Origin of the sequence: Streptomyces sp. NPDC059003 (genome assembly GCF_042740445.1) — a bacterium.
Classification (GTDB): domain Bacteria; phylum Actinomycetota; class Actinomycetes; order Streptomycetales; family Streptomycetaceae; genus Streptomyces.
In genome coordinates this window covers 1-16,724 of sequence record NZ_JBHYJH010000067.1, presented here as the reverse complement: position 1 = coordinate 16,724, position 16,724 = coordinate 1, and the positions used below count along the sequence as shown (strand labels likewise).

Annotated in this window: 13 protein-coding genes, 1 tRNA gene and 1 pseudogene; 9 read left to right on the top strand and 6 right to left on the bottom strand. The window is 72.7% G+C overall.

From position 1 onward, the window contains the following. The first annotated feature begins 19 nt into the window (after positions 1-19). From ACFWZ5_RS23135 to ACFWZ5_RS23120, 4 genes are all read left to right on the top strand, one after another. Positions 20-2,218: a DegT/DnrJ/EryC1/StrS family aminotransferase gene (locus ACFWZ5_RS23135; protein WP_384801847.1), complete on the top strand. Its 2,199-nt coding sequence runs from the start codon at positions 20-22 to the stop codon at positions 2,216-2,218. Next, positions 2,215-3,468 (top strand): hypothetical protein, encoded by a 1,254-nt coding sequence (locus tag ACFWZ5_RS23130; RefSeq protein ID WP_384801850.1) that lies wholly within the window; start codon positions 2,215-2,217, stop codon positions 3,466-3,468. The genes ACFWZ5_RS23135 and ACFWZ5_RS23130 overlap by 4 nt, the downstream gene beginning before the upstream one ends. Continuing rightward, positions 3,465-4,610 carry a hypothetical protein gene (locus ACFWZ5_RS23125; RefSeq protein ID WP_384801853.1) on the top strand — a complete coding sequence of 382 codons (1,146 nt, stop codon included), beginning with the start codon at positions 3,465-3,467 and terminating at the stop codon, positions 4,608-4,610. Before ACFWZ5_RS23130 ends, ACFWZ5_RS23125 begins: the two co-directional genes overlap by 4 nt. 69 nt (positions 4,611-4,679) lie before the next feature. Further along, positions 4,680-5,537 (top strand): phytanoyl-CoA dioxygenase family protein, encoded by an 858-nt coding sequence (locus ACFWZ5_RS23120; protein WP_384801856.1) that lies wholly within the window; start codon positions 4,680-4,682, stop codon positions 5,535-5,537. A 30-nt stretch (positions 5,538-5,567) separates the two neighbouring features. On the opposite strand, the gene ACFWZ5_RS23115 is transcribed toward ACFWZ5_RS23120, so the two are convergent. Beyond that, positions 5,568-6,584, bottom strand: a complete 1,017-nt coding sequence (locus tag ACFWZ5_RS23115) for a Gfo/Idh/MocA family protein (protein WP_384801859.1) — start codon at positions 6,582-6,584, stop codon at positions 5,568-5,570. A 37-nt stretch (positions 6,585-6,621) separates the two neighbouring features. Continuing rightward, positions 6,622-7,644, bottom strand: coding sequence for a zinc-binding dehydrogenase (locus ACFWZ5_RS23110; protein WP_384801862.1), 1,023 nt, complete (start codon positions 7,642-7,644; stop codon positions 6,622-6,624). A gap of 332 nt (positions 7,645-7,976) precedes the next feature. On the opposite strand from ACFWZ5_RS23110, the gene ACFWZ5_RS23105 reads away from it, so the two are divergent. Next, positions 7,977-9,500, top strand: a complete 1,524-nt coding sequence (locus ACFWZ5_RS23105) for a glycoside hydrolase family 3 protein (RefSeq protein ID WP_384801865.1) — start codon at positions 7,977-7,979, stop codon at positions 9,498-9,500. Between the two features lie 23 nt (positions 9,501-9,523). On the opposite strand, the gene ACFWZ5_RS23100 is transcribed toward ACFWZ5_RS23105, so the two are convergent. After that, a complete protein-coding gene (locus ACFWZ5_RS23100; protein WP_384801868.1) occupies positions 9,524-9,997 on the bottom strand; it encodes a hypothetical protein in 474 nt (157 codons plus the stop codon). A 509-nt stretch (positions 9,998-10,506) separates the two neighbouring features. Between ACFWZ5_RS23100 and ACFWZ5_RS23095 the strand changes: the two genes are divergently transcribed. Then, positions 10,507-11,040, top strand: coding sequence for an NUDIX hydrolase (locus ACFWZ5_RS23095; RefSeq protein WP_384801871.1), 534 nt, complete (start codon positions 10,507-10,509; stop codon positions 11,038-11,040). Between the two features lie 12 nt (positions 11,041-11,052). On the opposite strand, the gene ACFWZ5_RS23090 is transcribed toward ACFWZ5_RS23095, so the two are convergent. Continuing rightward, positions 11,053-12,375, bottom strand: a complete 1,323-nt coding sequence (locus ACFWZ5_RS23090; protein ID WP_384801874.1) for a helix-turn-helix domain-containing protein — start codon at positions 12,373-12,375, stop codon at positions 11,053-11,055. Between the two features lie 234 nt (positions 12,376-12,609). Between ACFWZ5_RS23090 and ACFWZ5_RS23085 the strand changes: the two genes are divergently transcribed. Continuing rightward, positions 12,610-12,999, top strand: coding sequence for an ATP-binding protein (locus ACFWZ5_RS23085; protein WP_384801879.1), 390 nt, complete (start codon positions 12,610-12,612; stop codon positions 12,997-12,999). Between the two features lie 333 nt (positions 13,000-13,332). Then, positions 13,333-14,235: pseudogene (locus tag ACFWZ5_RS23080) on the top strand (recombinase family protein); the annotation flags it as partial. A 321-nt stretch (positions 14,236-14,556) separates the two neighbouring features. Here the strand turns inward: ACFWZ5_RS23080 and ACFWZ5_RS23075 are convergent. Together ACFWZ5_RS23075 and ACFWZ5_RS23070 are read right to left on the bottom strand one after the other, a co-directional pair. Beyond that, on the bottom strand, positions 14,557-14,919 hold the full coding sequence (locus tag ACFWZ5_RS23075; protein ID WP_384891236.1) for a hypothetical protein: 363 nt from the start codon (positions 14,917-14,919) through the stop codon (positions 14,557-14,559). Between the two features lie 52 nt (positions 14,920-14,971). Beyond that, a tRNA-Leu gene (locus ACFWZ5_RS23070) sits at positions 14,972-15,056 on the bottom strand. 148 nt (positions 15,057-15,204) lie between these two features. Here ACFWZ5_RS23070 and ACFWZ5_RS23065 point away from each other — a divergent pair. Then, entirely contained in the window at positions 15,205-16,539 is a 1,335-nt protein-coding gene (locus tag ACFWZ5_RS23065) for a DUF2254 domain-containing protein (protein ID WP_384806927.1), read from the top strand. The last annotated feature ends 185 nt before the right edge of the window (positions 16,540-16,724 follow it).

The window sequence follows — 16,724 nt, the reverse complement described above, 5'->3', positions numbered from 1 at the left end:
AGGAGCGAGCACCACCCGCATGCAGACCACCCACGCCCGCCGTCTGCTCGCCACCGAGCCGACGCTCCGCTTCACCCCGTCCACCCCCGACCCCACCACCTGGTCCCGCAGACTCCGCGCGACCGTGGCCCGCCTGGCCCGCGTGGACCACACCCCGCTCGACGTCACCGTCGCCGCCACCACGACCGCCGACGGCCTGCGGCGCGACCGCCTGACCCTCGTCTCGCCGGTGCGCGGAGAGTTCCACGGCACGCTGCTCGCGCCCCAGGACGCCGCCCGCCCCGGCCCCGCCGTCCTGGTCTTCGGCGGCAAGAACGCCCGGATGGAACAGCTCACCGGCGAGACCCCGCCGGACTTCCCCGACCGCAACGTCGCGGAGCACCTGGCGCGGGCCGGGTTCGTCACGCTGTCGTTCGAGCACGGCATCGGCGGCGGTCTCGACGAGGCGCGCCGGGCCGGGCGCGACGAAGGCACCCTGCTCGCGCACGCGTTCGCGCTGACGGGGCGGTCCCTGCTCGGCGCCCTCGTCGGCGACACCCTCGGCGCCCTGGACGTGCTCACCGGCCATCCGCTGGTCGATCCGGAGCGCGTGGGCCTGTTCGGGCACAGCCTGGGCGCGGCGGTCGCCCTGCACACGGCGCTCCTCGGGCCGCGCCCGCTGCCGGTGTGCGCGGCCAGCCACCTGGGCAGCTATCCGGCCCTGTACGCCCGCCTGTTGACCGGCCACGAAGGGGCGGTCCTCCCCGGCATCCTGGAGTACGCCGACCTGCCCGACCTGTACGCCGCGCTCGCCCCGGCACCGCTCCAGCTGCAGTACGGCACCGCCGACTCCTACCTGGAACCGGCCGACGCCCGCGCCGCCGCCGACGCCGTCCGCCGCGCCTACGCCGCGTACGACGAGGCCGGGGACCCGCTGGAGGTCCACGAACTGCCCATGGGCCACGGCACGCACGTCGGGCACGCGGTCGACTTCTTCCGCCGGACCCTCGCGGGGCCCGCCGCCGCCCCGGGTGACGTGCCCGCCCAGCGCATCCACTTCGACGTCTCCGACCGGCGCGCCGTCCTGGACCGGGTCGACGCCGCGCTCGCCTCGGGGCACCTCACGCAGGGGCCCGAGCTGGCCCGGTTCGAGGAGCTCTCGCGGGCCTGGACGGGCACGGAGGGCGTGGCCGTCGCGTCCGGTGCGGCGGCCCTGGAGATCGCCCTGCGCGTCATCGGCGTGGCGGGCCGTACCGTGCTCGTGCCCGTCAACACGTTCTTCGCGACGGCGGCCGCCGCGGTGCGGGCCGGGGCGGGCGTGCGGTTCGTGGACATCGAGCTCGACGGGCTCGGCATGGACCCCGACGCCCTGCGCGCCGCGCTCGACCGGCACCCGGACACGGCCGCGGTGCTTCCCGTGCACATCGGCGGCATCGTGTCGCCGCTGCTCGACGAGGTCGTCGCGCTGTGCGCGGAGCGCGGCATCCCGGTCGTGGAGGACGCCGCGCACGCCCTGGGCGCGACCCTCAACGGCCGCTTCGCGGGCGCCTTCGGCCGGTTCGGGGCCTTCTCCTTCTTCCCCACGAAGGTCGCCGTCAGCGGCGAGGGCGGGCTTGTCACCTGCGCCGGCGCCGACGACGCCGAGCAGGTGCGGCGCTGGCGCGACCACGGCAAGAGCGCGCAGGGCTCCACGCTGCACGACCGGCCCGGCGGCAACTGGCGCCTGAGCGAACTCCACGCCGCCGTCGGCTCGGTGGACCTGGAGCGCTTCGGCCGCACCCTCGCGGCGCGCCGCGACCTCGCCCACGGCTACGACGAACTGCTCGACGACCTGCCGGGCCTGCGCCCCCACGCGGTGCCCGCCGACGCCCGCAGCAACTACTACAAGTACCTGGCCTATCTGGACGGGCCCGTCGACCGTGCGCTCCTGAAGAAACGGCTGCGGGAACGGCACGGGGTCGCGCTCGCGGGCGAGGTGTACGACCACCTCCTGTGCGACCAGCCGTACTTCACGCGGTCCGACCGGAACACCCACAACCGGCGCACCCCCGACCCGTCCACCGTCGACCCATCCGCCACCGACCCATCCGTCACCGACCCGTCGACCGCCGACCCGGACGGCCCGTACAAGCAGGCCCGCTGGTTCGCCCGCCACCACATCGCCCTGCCCCTGTATCCGTCACTCACCCGGGCCGAGCAGCTGCGCGTGGTCGCGGCCCTGCGCGCCGAGCTCTCATGACCGGCACACCCGACGGCGCGCCACCGGACCGGGGCCCGACCGTCTCCGCCTTCCGCCGGGGCACCTGGCAGGGGTCACTCGACACGGCGCCGCTGCCCGGCGGTGGCGGGCGGCGCCTCGCCCTCGTCCCGGAGATCGTCGCGCACGCCGACCGCCGCTGGTGGGACGGCGTCCGCGCGGACCTGCCGCCGCTCACCGAGCGGCGCGCACTCGTCCTGGCCGCCCTGGAGTTGTTCGCGCGCGGCACCGTCACCGTGGGCGGCGTCGGCCCGCAGAGCGCGGCGGAGTTCCGCACCGCGCTGTGGGAGAGCGCCGGCCTGCCACCGCCGCTGGTCGACCGCTGGTGCGCGCTGCTGCACGAGGGGGCGGCGGGCCGCATCGTGTCCGTGCCCGACGACGCGCTCGCCCTGGTGTCGCTGCCCGGCAACACGTTCACCTGCCTCGACTCGGTGCTCGACCAGGCGGAGCGGTCGGCCGCCGTGTGGGTGCGGCCCAGCCGCCGCGAGCCGCTGTCGGCCGCCCGGCTCGTCGCGGCCCTGCTCGCCGTCGGCTGGCCCCCGGCCCGCCTCGGCCTCTACCCCACCGAACAGCGCGTCCTGCACGGCCTGGTGAAGCTCACCGACCGGCACGTGGTGTACGGCGGCGCCGGGCTCGCCGCCTCCGTGCGCGCCGCGCCGACGCTCACCCTGCACGGTCCTGGCCGCGCCTGCGCGCTGCTGCCGCCGGGCCTGCCGGTCGACGACGCGGTGGCGTGGCTGCTGCCGCTGGTCGCCGCCGACTCGGGCCGGTTCTGCAGCAACGTACGCACGGTCGTCTGCCAGGGCCGCCCGGACGCGGGCGCGGACGCGGAGCCGGTCGCGAAGGCCCTGGCCGCCGCGCTCGACGCGCTGCACCCGGGCCCCGCCCCCGACCCGGCCGCCCCCGACTGGCCGCTCACCGCCTTCCGCGAGCCGGGCGCGGCCGAGCGCGCCGCCGCCTCCGTGCACACGCGCCTGCGCCCGGACGACCGGCTGCTCACCCGTGAACCGACGGTCGTCCGGAGCGCGCGGGGCGATGTGTTCGTACGCCCTCAACTGGCCCTGCTCGACGGCACGTTCACGGCCGCCGACGTGCGGCATCCGCTCGTCGGGCACGAGGTGCCCTTCCCGTTCGCCGCCGTGCTCGCCGCCACCCCGGACGCCGCCCGCGCCCTCGCCGACGGCGCCCTCTTCGTCCACCGGCCACCAGCGACCCCAGGAGGAGGCCCATGACGACCGCGGCCCGCGACCACGACGCGCAGGTCACCTTCGACACCCTGTACGACACGCTGCGCACCCGCGTGCCCGAGCTCGCCGTGGACCTCGACGCGTGGACGCGGCGCATGATGCGCTGGCACTTCGCGCCCGAGACGGGCTCGCCGTTCTGGCTCGGCCGCCGCGACCGGCTCGCCTTCGACCCGCTGACGGACGTCGAGGGCTTCGCGGACCTGGAGCAGTTCGGCCTGTTCGACAAGGCCGAGCTGCGCGCGGCAAGCGCTCTCGACCTGCGCCCGCGCGGCTATCACGACCGCCCGTTCCGCGTGTTCGAGACCGGCGGCACCACGGGCGCGCCCTGCCGGATCGTGAACGTCACGCGCCTCGCGTACGACGTGGAGATCTACCGTACCGTCCTCGAGGCGCGCGGCGTCGCGGGCGGCGACGTGCTCGCGATGACGCCGAGCGGCCCGCACGCGTACGGGCACTTCGTGGAGGGGCTCGCGGACAGCTGGCGCGGTGCGGTGTTCGCCATCGACTTCGACCCGCGCTGGGTGAAGGCGGCGCTGCGCGCGGGCGGCGAGGCGGACGCGTACACCTCGCACCTGGTGGAGCAGACCCTGACGCTGCTGACCGCGGAGCGGCCCGCGCTGCTCTTCACCACCTCGCGGCTGCTCCTCGAACTCGCCATGCGGCTGCCGCGCCCGCTGCACACGTACGGCATCCGCGCGGTGTGCACCGGCGGCACCACGTGCAGCGCCGCCGAGGCCGCGTTCCTGCGCCAGGAGCACCTGGACGGCGTGCAGTGGATCGACACGTACGGCAACACGCTGGCGGGGCACGCCCTGCAGGCCGACGCGGTGCCGGGCGTGGCCGCGCTGCCGGAGGGCACCGGGCACACGTACCACCTGCCGCCGCCGTTCGCGGTCCTCCAGGTCGTCGACCCGGTGGACCCCTGGCGCGAGGTCGGCGTCGGCGAGCGCGGCCGGGTGCGGGTCACCACCCTCCTCGAAGACCTCTTCCTGCCGAACCTCCTCGAACGGGACAGCGCGATCAGGACCGGACCGCACCCGTGGTTCCCCTGGGACGGCGTGGCGGCCGTCCGGACCTTCCACGAGGGCCTGGCGGGCGCCGACGAGGCCGTCGAGGGCGTGTACTGACGATCACTCAGGCCAGCACTCACTCAGGCGATCACCTAGGCATCGAGTCGTACGGCTTAAGGAACCCTCATGCATCTCTCGTCGAACGGCATACCCATACCCTTTTCACCGGAGCTCTTCGGTCCGCTGCGCGCCACGGGCGCCGCCCCTCGGCGGGACCCCGCCGCCCTGCGCGCGCGGCTCGCCGAGGACGGCTATCTGTATCTGCCGGGCTTCCTCGACCGGGAGGACGTGCTGCGGCTGCGCGCCGCGTACTTCTCGCTGCTCCCGCCCGGCTATCTGGCGCCCGGCACCGACGCGCGGGACGGGGTGTTCTCCGGCCGGGTGCCGGAGGGCCTGCCGGAGCACGGCGTGGCCGGGCACCCCGCGCACACCTTCGTCCGCTCCGGCGCCTTCGACCGCTTCCTCGACGACCCGCGGCTCGCCGACCTCGCCGCCGACCTGCTCGACGGCAAGGCCCGGATGCTGCCGCGCCGCATCCTGCGCCACTTCCACCGCGGTACGCGCCGCGCGTCGCGCGCCCACGTCGACTTCGACTACATGGACCTGGGCTCGGACCGGGTCGTGACGATGTGGATCCCGGTCGGCGACTGCCCGCCCCCGTCGGGCGCCCTGGTCTATCTGGAGGACTCGCACACGCTGCCGCCCGAGGCCTACGAGCCGCTGCGCGACACCACGGACCGCCCCGGCGACCGCCGCCAGATCTGCCACGACCTGGAGTTCACCGCGCGCAGCCTGGGCCGCCGCTGGCTGTACGCGGACTTCGCCGCGGGCGACCTCATGGTGCACGTGCCGAGCGTCATCCACGCCTCCCTGGACGCGACGACGGACGCGATGCGGCTCTCCATCGACGCGCGTTTCATCCGCCGGTCGGACACGCCGGACCCGCGCTGGACTCGACCGTGGTCGGCGGACGACGGGGCCTGACGGGACCTGGCTGGGAGGTGGCTGCGGGGCCTACCGGCCCGCGGCGGCGATGATCTCGTCGACGACGCGCGCGTCCGCCACCGGACACACCGGGGGCCGCCCAAGGGCGACGGCCCGGACGAAGTCGGCGATCAGCGGCTCGTGCGGGTTCGCGGCGGGCGGCAGCGTCACCGTCCGCGCGCCGCCCGGCCCCTGGATGCGCAGGCGGCCGGTGTCGAGCGGGTCGAGCGTGAGGCTCCGGCCGTCGCCGGTGACCTCGAACCGGTCCACGGGCGGCTCGTCGCTCCACTCCGCCAGGACGTGCGCCCGCAGCCCGGACGCCCACCGCAGCTCCACCTCGGCACGCCGTTCGGCACCCTGCGGGAAGCGGCGGCCGAGCCGCCCCCGGACCTCGGCCGGGCGGCCGAACAGGGCAACGAGCAGGTCGATCCGGTGGCTCCCCGCGTCCGCGAGCACGCCGCCGCCCGACACGGCGGGGTCGGTGCGCCACCGCATGGGGTGCCCGGGCCCCGGGTCGAAGGCGCAGCGGAACCGCACCTCCACGTGCCGGGGCGGCCACCCTTCGAGCTCCGCGCGCAGACGGCGTACGGCGGGGGCGAGCCTGCGGTAGTACGCGACACCGGCGCGGGGCGGCGCCGCGACGTCCAGGTCCTGACTCAGGTCCTGGCCGGGGTTCTGACCCTGGCCCTGACTCAGGTCCTGGCCGGGGTCCTGACCCTGGTCCTGCCCCAGGCCCTGGCCCAGGTCCTGGCTGAGCGCTCCGGCGAGCGGCTTCTCGACGAGCACCGGCAGGCCCGCCGCCAACGCCCGCCGCGCCAGCGGGACATGGCGTACGACGGGCGTGGCCACGTACACCGCGTCGATCCCGTCGCCGCACAGGGCGCCCTCGTCGCTCCCGGACGCGGGCACGCCGTGGCGCAGGGCGACGGCCGCCGCCCGGTCCGCGTCGCGCCCCCACAGGTACGCCGGCTCCTCGCCGAGGGCCCGCAGCGCGGGCAGTACGCGGCGCTCGACGACGTCGCCGTATCCGGCGATGCCCCACTTCACCGTCCGGCCGCCCGCGTGGAGGAAGGTCCGATCGCCGTCACGGGACGATGACGACCTTCAGGGTCTCGGGCGGCGGCCCGTCGTACGGGGCGCGTTCGGCGTCCGGATGGAGGGCGCGACTGGCGGACAACTGCTCCATGGCCTTGGGGAGTTCTTCCAGCGCGTACGTATGGGTGTGCAGGTCGGGCAGGCGCAGGCTGGCGGTGCGGCGGTGGGCGATGCGCTCGGCGACGGCGAGGGCGGCGGCGCGCGCGGTGTCCACCGGTTCGGCGGAGCTGTGCACGCGCAGGCCCTTGCGCTCCCAGGTGACGAGGTCGACGGTGACGTGGGTGTCCACGTGGTGGGTGCCGAGCATCACGACGAGGCCGTTCTGGCGGACGAGGCCGACGCAGGCATTGAGGGTGGTGGGCGTGCCGACGGCGTCGATGGCGACGTCGAACTCCTCGCCGTCGGCGCCGAATTCGTCTTTGAGGGCAACGAGACCGGCCGCGCTCCCGTCGACGCGGCGCACCGCGTCGGCGCCCGCGCGCGTGGAGCGCTCCAGGCGCCAGTCGTCCAGGTCGACCGCCGTGACGTGGGCGGCGCCGCGCTGCCGGGCCATCCGCAGCGCCATCTGGCCGACGGGCCCCTGCCCGACGATCGCGACCCGGTCGCCGAGACCGACGCCGCGCGTGGCGTGCACCGCAAGGGGCAGCAGCTGGAGCATCGAGCCCTGCTCGAAGGGCACGGAGTCGGGCAGCGCGCCGACGGCTATCTCGCGCGCCAGGGCGAATTCGGCGTACCCGGACGTCAGTGGCGTCCGCACGAAGACGCGCTGCCCCGGCACGACCCGGGTCACGCCGGGCCCGACCGCCTCGACGAGCCCGGCGATCTCATGGCCGTAGCAGCCGGTCGCGCAGTGCTCCCGGAGTCCGTAGTAGTGGTAGTACGCGAGGTCGCTGCGGTTGCAGACGCTGCACGCCCGCACCCGCACCAGGACCTGCCCCGCGCCCGGCTCGGGCACCGGGACGTCGCTGACCAGCCTGATGTCCCGCCTGCCGACGAGTTCGTACCGACGCACGGTGTACCTCCTCCGCTCGGGCCCTGACCCTGGCATTCCATCGCGCGTGCGGGCGTCCATCAAGATGGCCTCACCAACGACTTGGCGCGTGGCCGGGGTCGGGGCCGGGGCAGTGCCGGTGCCAGTGCCGGTGCTGGCGTCGGTGCCGGTGCTGGCGTCGGTGCCGGGCGGGAACGCACCGACCCCTTCTGCCGATTCACCCTCCGTTTCCTGCGGGTTCGCATGCCTTGACAGTGTTATTTGGTCTGAGCCAACATCCGATTGGCCTGTACCAAGTCGCCGCGGTCAGCCCAGCGCGTCGCCGACCCCACCCTCACCCCGGAGGTCCCGGCATGATGTCGAGCAGTCACTCGCGGTTCGAGCGGCTCGCCAACTCGGTTCTGCAGCCGGGATTCGAGGGCACCACCGAGGCCCCCGACTGGCTGCGCCGCCGGATCGCCGACGGGCTCGGCGCCGTGGTCCTCTTCAGCCGGAACATCGTCGACCCGGAGCAGGTGGCCACGCTCACCGCCTCGCTGCGCGCCGAGAACCCCGACCTGATCGTCGCCATCGACGAGGAGGCGGGCGACGTCACGCGCATGGAGGCGTGGACGGGCGCGTCCCGCCCCGGCAACCTCGCCCTCGGCGCCGTCGACGACGTCGACCTCACCGAGCGCGTGGCCCACGACATCGGGCGCGAACTGCACGCCGCGGGCGTCTCGCTGAACTACGCGCCGAGCGCCGACGTGAACTCCAACCCGCTGAACCCGGTCATCGGCGTACGCTCCTTCGGCGCCCGCACCGACGTCGTCGCGCGCCACACCGCGGCCTGGATCCGCGGCCTGCAGTCCGCCGGCGTGGCGGCCTGCGCCAAGCACTTCCCGGGCCACGGCGACACCTCCGTGGACCCGCACTTCGGGCTCCCGAAGGTCTCGGGCAGCGCCGCGGAGATCGCGCGCACCGCCCTGCCCCCGTTCATCGCGGCGACGGAGTCGGGCGTACGCGCCGTCATGACGGCGCACCTGCTGGTCCCCGCGTACGATCCGACGCTGCCCGCGACGCTCAGCCCGCGCGTCCTGAACGACCTGCTCCGCGGCGAGCTCGGCTTCGACGGGATGGTGGTCACCGACGGCATCGAGATGGGCGCGGTCACCGACCGGTACGGCATCGACGGGGCGACGGTGCGCGCGGTCGCGGGCGGCGTGGACGCGGTGTGCGTGGGCGGCGAGAGCGCCGAGCAGTCGACCGTCGAACTGCTCGCGGGCGCCCTGGTGAAGGCGGTGCTCGACGGCACGCTGCCGGAGGAGCGCCTCACCGAGGCGAGCACGCGCGTCAGGGAGTTCGCGGCGTGGTCGGGCGAGCGGTCCCGCGCCGTGGCACGCGTGGGGACGGGCACCGACATCGGCCTGGTGGCGGCACGGCGCGCGGTCCGCGTACACCGGCACCCGGCCGTGGAAGGCGCCCTCCCGCTCCTCGTGTCCCCCCATGTGGTGGAGCTCTCCCCCGTCATGAACCCGGCCGTCGACGGCGGCACCCCCTGGGGCGTCGCGGGCCCCCTGCGCGATCTGCGCCCCGACACGACGTCCGTACGCCTCACCGAGCCCGAGCTCGACGGCGACGGCGCCGTCGACGTCCTGGACCGCGTGGCCCTGACCCCGGCGAAGGGCCGCGCCCTGGTGGTCGTCGTACGCGACGCCGCCCGCCACCGCTGGATGTCGGAGACCCTGTCCCGCCTGCTGCGCGCCCGCCCCGACGCCCTGGTCGTGGAGATGGGCGTCCCCACCGGCGGCACGCTCGGCGCCGTGCACCTGGTCACGCACGGGGCGACGCGGGTGTCGGGCATCGCGGTGGCGGAGATGCTGGCGGGCACCGCCTGACGCCGGTGCCGTGTGCGGGCCGATCAGCGCGTGAACCAGGCGAGCGCCGCCGCGGAGAACATCGCCCGCCCGATGGCCACGGCGAGCACCAGCCCGAGGACGAGGGCGGTGACGTTCCACGCCGAGAACCCGAGAACGTCCGCGAGCAGATCCGCCCCCAGAAGCGGCGCGAGCAGCACCAGATACCCCAGGGGAACCAGAAACATCAGCCCGAGCACGCACTCCACCACGACGACGGCGATCCGCGCCCACGCGAACCGCATCAGCGCGCAGACCCCGATGAGGAACATCCCGCCCGCCACCCCGATCCAGGCGCGCATGAACCCCCGCACCAGGTCGGCCCCGGGCACGTCCCGCCCGTGCGCGAGCCGCTCGTCCACCAGATCCAGAACCCCCACGGCAGCCCAGCCATGCCCCACGGCCTGCAAAAACACCCCACCCACGGCCAGCACAACCACAACCGGCATCCGCCCCGCCCCCCGAGCGACCACCACCATCCGGCGCCCCCTTGCCTCCCAAGCCACCGCCCCACTCTGTCCCCACACCCCCGGGACCGGTCCCGGGGTGCACCCCAGCACCGTCTCTCTCTGGACGACTGGTCACGGGCTTGGTCACGCCGGACCCCAGAAACGCAAAAGACCCCTGATGAACAGGGGTCCCAGCTGGTGTCCGAGGAGGGTCTGACCCACTACGCCAGTGCGCTGACCAGGCGTTCCCACTTCCTATTGGGCTGCCCAGCCTAGCTCCAATCCGCCTACCGTTCCCCTCGCCCTCTAGAGAGGAAGCCCCTATTACGGACCTTGTCGCTGGCAGGGGTGCCTTGAGTCCCTACCTGCGTTTCCTGCAACTCATACCGCTGGAGCGGTAGCGACGAGTTGTGGGCCGGGGCGGGCGAGTCGACAGTGCCGGCCACTGCGGAGGGTGGCGATGCAGCACATAGTGCTACACGCTCGGCTTCTCGGCTTGTCTGCGATGCTGAGCCCAGCAGGCGAAAGGGGCGGCGTTCATGGAGTGGAAGACCCATGGTGAGCGGCAGATCTACACGAACCAGTGGGTGAACTTGTGCCTGGTGGATGTCCAACAGCCTGACGGGCGCCGGTGGGAGCATCACGTGGTGCGCCTGCGGCATCTGGCTGTGGCCGCCGTGGTCAATGATCGCCGTGAGGTGCTGATGATGTGGCGGCACCGGTTCATCACGGACGCGTGGGCGTGGGAGCTGCCCATGGGCCTGATCGAGGAGGGGGAGACTCCTGAACAGGCAGCGGCGCGAGAGGTGCTGGAGGAGACGGGCTGGCGCCCGGGGCCGCTGAAGCCTCTGATCTACGCCGAGCCCGCGAATGGGATCACGGACTCGCAGCATTACGTGTTCCGCGCCGACGGTGCGACGTACGCAGGCCCACCGACGGAGAAGAACGAGTCCGACCGGATCGAGTGGATCCCGCTGGCCGATGTGCGCGGCATGATCGACCGTCGCGAGATCGTGAGCAGTGGTTCTCTCGTCGGCCTGCTGTATCTACTCATGGACGAGGCAATCCGCTGAGGCCCTGCCGCCTCACCCCGGGAGTAGTTCCCGCAGACGCGCCTCGAACGCGACGGCGACGGGTTCCCGTTGGTGTGGGCCCAACTGGTCGTAGAACTCCCTGAGATGTCCCGTCACGCGCCGGGACGCGACCGCTGAGGCACTCTCCAGAGCCTCTGTCGCCGTCTGACACGCCTGGTCCAGCTTTCCGCGCTGGAGTTGGGTTCGGGCGAGCCAGAAGGCATGGAACGCACGGCCGCGCCGATTGGTGCCGCCTTCTCGGCGCAGGGCGTCGGCAATCAGCGGCTCGGCGGTTGCTGCCTCGCCCAGTCGGCCGTGGGCGATACCCGTGTCCACGATCAGTTTCGGCTCGTCGAAGTAGGCCACCCATGCGGGGTCGGCGTCGCCCCGCTGGATCTGCCCGAACTGCTGGTGTGCCTCGGCGATCGCCGCGTGCGTGGCCGTGGTGTTGCCCAGGGTGGCATGGGCGAAGGCCTCCCGCATGGACAGCATCGACAGCACGCGCGGAGTCGTCCCGGCGGCGGCTTGGACCTGGTCCTGGGCGGCGTTGACGTAGGCCAGGGCATCCGCAGGCTTGTCCTGGTAAGTGGCTTGAAGGCTCATGCACCCGAGTACGTTGGCCATGAACTGCCGGTCGTCGATCTGCTTGGCCAGCTGAAGGGCTTCGGCGAAGTACGTACGGGCCTGGCTGTACTGGCGGGCATCGAAGTGTGTCCAGCCGGTGAGCCGGGCCAGTTCCGCCGCGACCGCGTACAGGTCCTGCTGGATGGGTTCTGTGCGGCTCTCCCCGAGGAGGCCCACGACATAACGCAGTTGGCCGACTACGGCGGGCCGCAGGGCTTCTCCGCCGTGCTGGTCATCTCGGCGCCAGTAGTCCTCGATCGACGCTCGGAGGGCCTGGAGGGTGGACGGCGTTGGGGTGGCTTGAGAGGCAAGGGCGAGCAAGCCGTCCACCTCGGAACCGGGAAGGGCGACGGACACGGCACCTTGCCGCGGCACTTCGCTTCTCCCGGATTCGTGCTCGGTCACAGCCAGAGCTGTGGGCGTCTCCCAGGAACGCCGGGCGAGTCCGAGCATGTGGCCGGGGATCCGCAGGCCGTCCGCGACCCGCTCAATCACATCTATGCGAACCAACTGGCGGCGCCCAGCCATGACTTCACCGACGCGGCTCGGCGTCAGATCGCAACGGCGGGCGATCATCGACGGGTAGATGCCCGCGTGAACCTTGACCAGTCGGAAGACCCTCGCGAAGTCACGCATGCGGCACGCGTCGATCATCCCTGGGTTCGTGAGCAGCCTGGCAGGGAGCTCTTGCGGGCGGGAAGACTCGGGCATTGCAAGCTCCCACGACTGAGGGCGACTCACTGTCGCCGCCTGTCACGTGCCGTGATGGTACCCAACTTGGGTAATCAGCCGGGCCTTTCGTCAGGTTTCGCAGATCGCGATGCTCGCGGCACGACGAACGAACGGGTGACGGCCCCGCGAGAACGGCAAGGCCCACGGTACTGAGCCGTCCCCGGCAGTGAGGAGGTGGCGGTCGTGAGTGACGTGCCCGAACCGCTTGGCGGGATGGTGCTCTATCCCGTCCCGGAATCGGTGGGCCGTGCGCGCCGCTGGTTCCGGACGTTCACTGAGCCTCTCCATCTGGCGTACTCCGTCGTGGACGACTGCGTACTGATGGTCTCGGAGCTGGTCACCAACGCCGTCCTGTACGGGCAGGCGGATGGGCCGTGGCGGGTGCGCGTGGACTGGTACCGGGCGGGAGGGGCACTGCGCGTGGAGGTTCACAACCCTGGCTGTCCCGCGCACGTGCGGCTGCGCTCGCCGGAGGCCACCGAAGCGCACGGGCGCGGTCTGCTGCTCGTCGACGCGTTGGCTGACGAGTGGTGGTCCGCTCCAAGTCGGCATGGTGGGACGCTCGTTGCCTTTGTTGTGCGCCAGGCCTTCAAGCCCGACTAACCCACCACTAAACCCGGCTAACGCGCTACTAAAGCAGCCCGACTTTGTCGAAAATAGGTTCGAAAGTCGGCCTCTCTAGGTGTGGCCCTCATTCCGAGCAGCGCCCCGCGAACGCTCCGGGCCGCACAGTTTGCGGGGCCGGAGGCTGGCCATGGACCGGGCGCAGCGCAACGCTGGAACTGAACAGAGAAGCGACCGGGCGGCAGTGAGGGTGATCGTGCCCGAACAGCCGCCGGTGCTGACGCCGCCGGTCGCAGTGGCGCTGTGGCGGCTGATCGCTAACGCCTCCCGAGCCCCCGGGAGCGGGCGCGGCAGCGAGAGGAGGGCCCTGTAATGGTGCGCTTCGCCTTCTACGGAAGGGTCTCCACCGAGGACCAGCAGGACCCCGAGGCCTCACGGGCCTGGCAGCTGGCCCGCGCCACGGCGCTCACCGCTTCGCACGGCCCGGTGGTGGCGGAGTACTTCGACGTCGGCCAGTCCCGCTCCATCCCCTGGAAGCGCCGCCCCCGCGCTGCCTCCCTGCTCACCGCGCTCGCCGACCCGGACAGAGGATTCGAGGCGGTGGTCATCGGCGAGCCGCAGCGCGCCTTCTACGGCAGCCAGTATGGCCTGACCCACCCCCTGTTCGTCCACTACGGCGTCCAACTGTGGGTGCCGGAGGTCGGCGGCCCCATCGACCCCGAATCCGAAGCCCACGACCTGGTGATGTCCGTCTTCGGCGGCATGAGCAAGGCCGAACGCACCCGCATCAAACTCCGCGTCCGCACCGCCATGGCCACCCAGGCCCGCCTGGAGGGCCGCTACCTCGGCGGCCGCCCGCCCTACGGCTACCGACTGACGGATGTCGGCCCGCACCCCCACCCGGCCAAAGCCGCCCAGGGCCAGCGCGCCCACCAACTGGAGATCGACCCGGCCACCGGCCCCGTCGTACAGCGGATCTTCACCGACTACCTCACCGGCTACGGCATCTACGCCCTCGCCCAACGCCTGACCGCCGACAACATCCCCTGCCCCTCCGCCGCCGACCCCGGCCGCAACCCACACCGCTCGGGCGCCGCCTGGTCCAAAAGCGCCATCCGGGCCATCCTCACCAACCCCCGCTACACCGGCCACCAGGTCTGGAACCGCCAGCACAAGCAAGAAACCCTCATCGACGTCGACGATGTCGGGCTCGGCCACACCACCGCCCTGCGCTGGAACCCCAAAGAAGCATGGATCTACTCCGAGCGCCCCGCCCACCCGCCGCTGATCACCGGCGAGGTCTTCAATGCGGTCCAGGCCCGCCTGGCCTCACGCGGCCCGGCCTCCAGCGGCCGCGAGGTCCGCACCCGCCACCCCTACGCCCTCAAAGGACGGATCTTCCACGCCCAGTGCGAACGGCGCATGCAGGGCAACTGGACCCACGACCGCGCCCACTACCGCTGCCGTTTCCCCACCGAGTACGCCCTCGCCAACCGCCTGGACCACCCCGTGAACGTGCAGCTACGCGAGGACGCCGTCCTGCCACCCCTGGACCACTGGCTCGCCCAGGCCTTCGCCCCCGATCACCTGGCCGCCTCACTGACCGCGCTGGCGGACACCCAGCCCGCACCCGACACACTTCAGGTCGACTCCGCCCGCCATGAGATCGCCGCCCTGGACCGCAAGCTCACCCAGTACCGCGCCGCCCTGGAAGCCGGAGCCGACCCCGCCCTCATCGCCACCTGGACCCGCGAAACCCAGACCCGCCGCACCGCCGCCCAGACCACCCTGGACCGGCTCGCCTCCACCCAGCAGCCGCCACCGCCACTGAGCCCCACAGAGATCAAAAAAGTGATCGACGCACTCGGCGGCCTGCTCACCATCCTGGAAAAAGCCGACCCCGGCGACAAGGCCGACGTCTACCGCCAGCTCGGGCTCCGCCTCACCTACGACCACCAAACACAAACGGTGCTGGCCGAGAGTCGACCAGCACCGGATGGTGTACTGCTTGTGTCCGAGGGGGGACTTGAACCCCCACGCCCGATAAAGGGCACTAGCACCTCAAGCTAGCGCGTCTGCCATTCCGCCACCCGGACTAGGTGTTTGCCGCTCCGGGGTGTTCCCCGCGGCGACGAGAACAACAATACCAAGGTTTCGGAGTGCCTTTCACCTGCGTATCCGCGCTGTCCGCCCGGTGGCCGCGCGGTGCGCCGGATCGGGTGCCGCGCCACCTAGAGTTTCACCATGAGTGACGGTTTGCTTACAGGTGCGCTGGGTGACGTGCGGGTCCGGCGGCCGCGGATGCTGTCCCCGCTGCGTGAGCATCTGCGGGACACGATGTGGTTCGCGCCGACGGCGGGGCTCGTGGGCTCGCTGCTGCTGTGGTGGGTCGCGGCGGAGGTCGACACGGAGCTGGTGGCGGTCCTGCGGGACAACGAGGACTACGACGCCCTCCAGGACCTGATGCAGATCGCCGAGGACGCCAAGGCCGTGATCAGCACCATCGGCTCGGCGATGATGACCTTCATCGGTGTGGTGTTCAGCATCTCGCTGGTGGCCGTGCAGATGGCGAGCGGCCAGTTCAGCCCGCGGGTGGTGCGGCTCTACGTACGCTCCCGGATCACGAAGGCCACCCTCGCGGGCTTCCTGGCCACGTTCCTGTTCTCGCTGATGACGCTGACGTCGTTCGACAGCGAGAAGGACCCGCGGCTCGTGTCGAACGTGCCGTTGATCGAGAGCGTGCTCGCGCTCCTGATGGTGCTGCTCAGCCTGTTTCTCTTCATCGCCTACGTGAACGGCACGCTGCGCATGATGCGGGTCGGCTTCGTGATCGACCGGATCGCGCGCGAGGCCCTGCGGGTGGTCGTGAAGCAACCGTCGGAGGGCGAGGTCGACGACGAGCGGCTCGGGCCCGAGACGGGGCGGATCACGCATCAGGGTCCGGCCGGAGTGCTGCGGGACGTGAACATCGCGCGGGCCGTGCGCGCCGCCCGGCGCCAGGGCGCCGTGCTGCGGCTGGTCCCCAGGACCGGGGACTTCGTGGTGCCGGGAACCCCGGTGTTCACGGTGCACGGCGGGCCACCGCCCGGCCGCCGCGCGCTGCGGTACACGGTGTCCGTCGGCGTGGAGCGCACCTTCCACCAAGATCTGGGGTTCGGCCTGCGGCAGCTGTCCGACATCGCGCTGCGGGCGCTCTCCCCGGCCGTGAACGATCCGACGACCGCCGTGCAGGCCCTGGATCGCATCGTGCAGTTCCTGGCGTCGGTGGCCGCCCATCCGCTGGGCGCGCTGCGGCACCGGGACCGGCGTGGCGCGGTACGCCTGGTGCAGCCGGTGCCCGGCTGGCCGGACCTGGTCGACCTCGGGCTCGCCGAGATCCGCGGTCTCGCCCCCGGCAATCCGCAGGTCACGCGGCGCATGCTGGCCGGGATCGACGACCTGCTGCTGCTCGTCCCCGAGGAGCGCAGGGCGCCGCTGGTCCGGCACCGGGCGCTCCTCGAGCAGGCGGTGGAGCGGCTGGTGCCTGAGGCGGCGGACCGCGAGTTCGCGCTGCTGCCGGACCGGCAGGGGATCGGGTAGCCGGAGCGCGGGGGGCAGCTGGCCCCGGGGGGGCACGCTGCTGCACCGGTGAGGGATAGGCAGCCGGACCAGTGGGGGCACGTAGCCGGACCGGTGCACGCGGCAGCCGCAGCGGCGAGCGATCAGGGGGCCCGAGCACCGGAGCGGAGGGCCGCCGACGTACGCGCACGCCGGCGGCCCCCCGC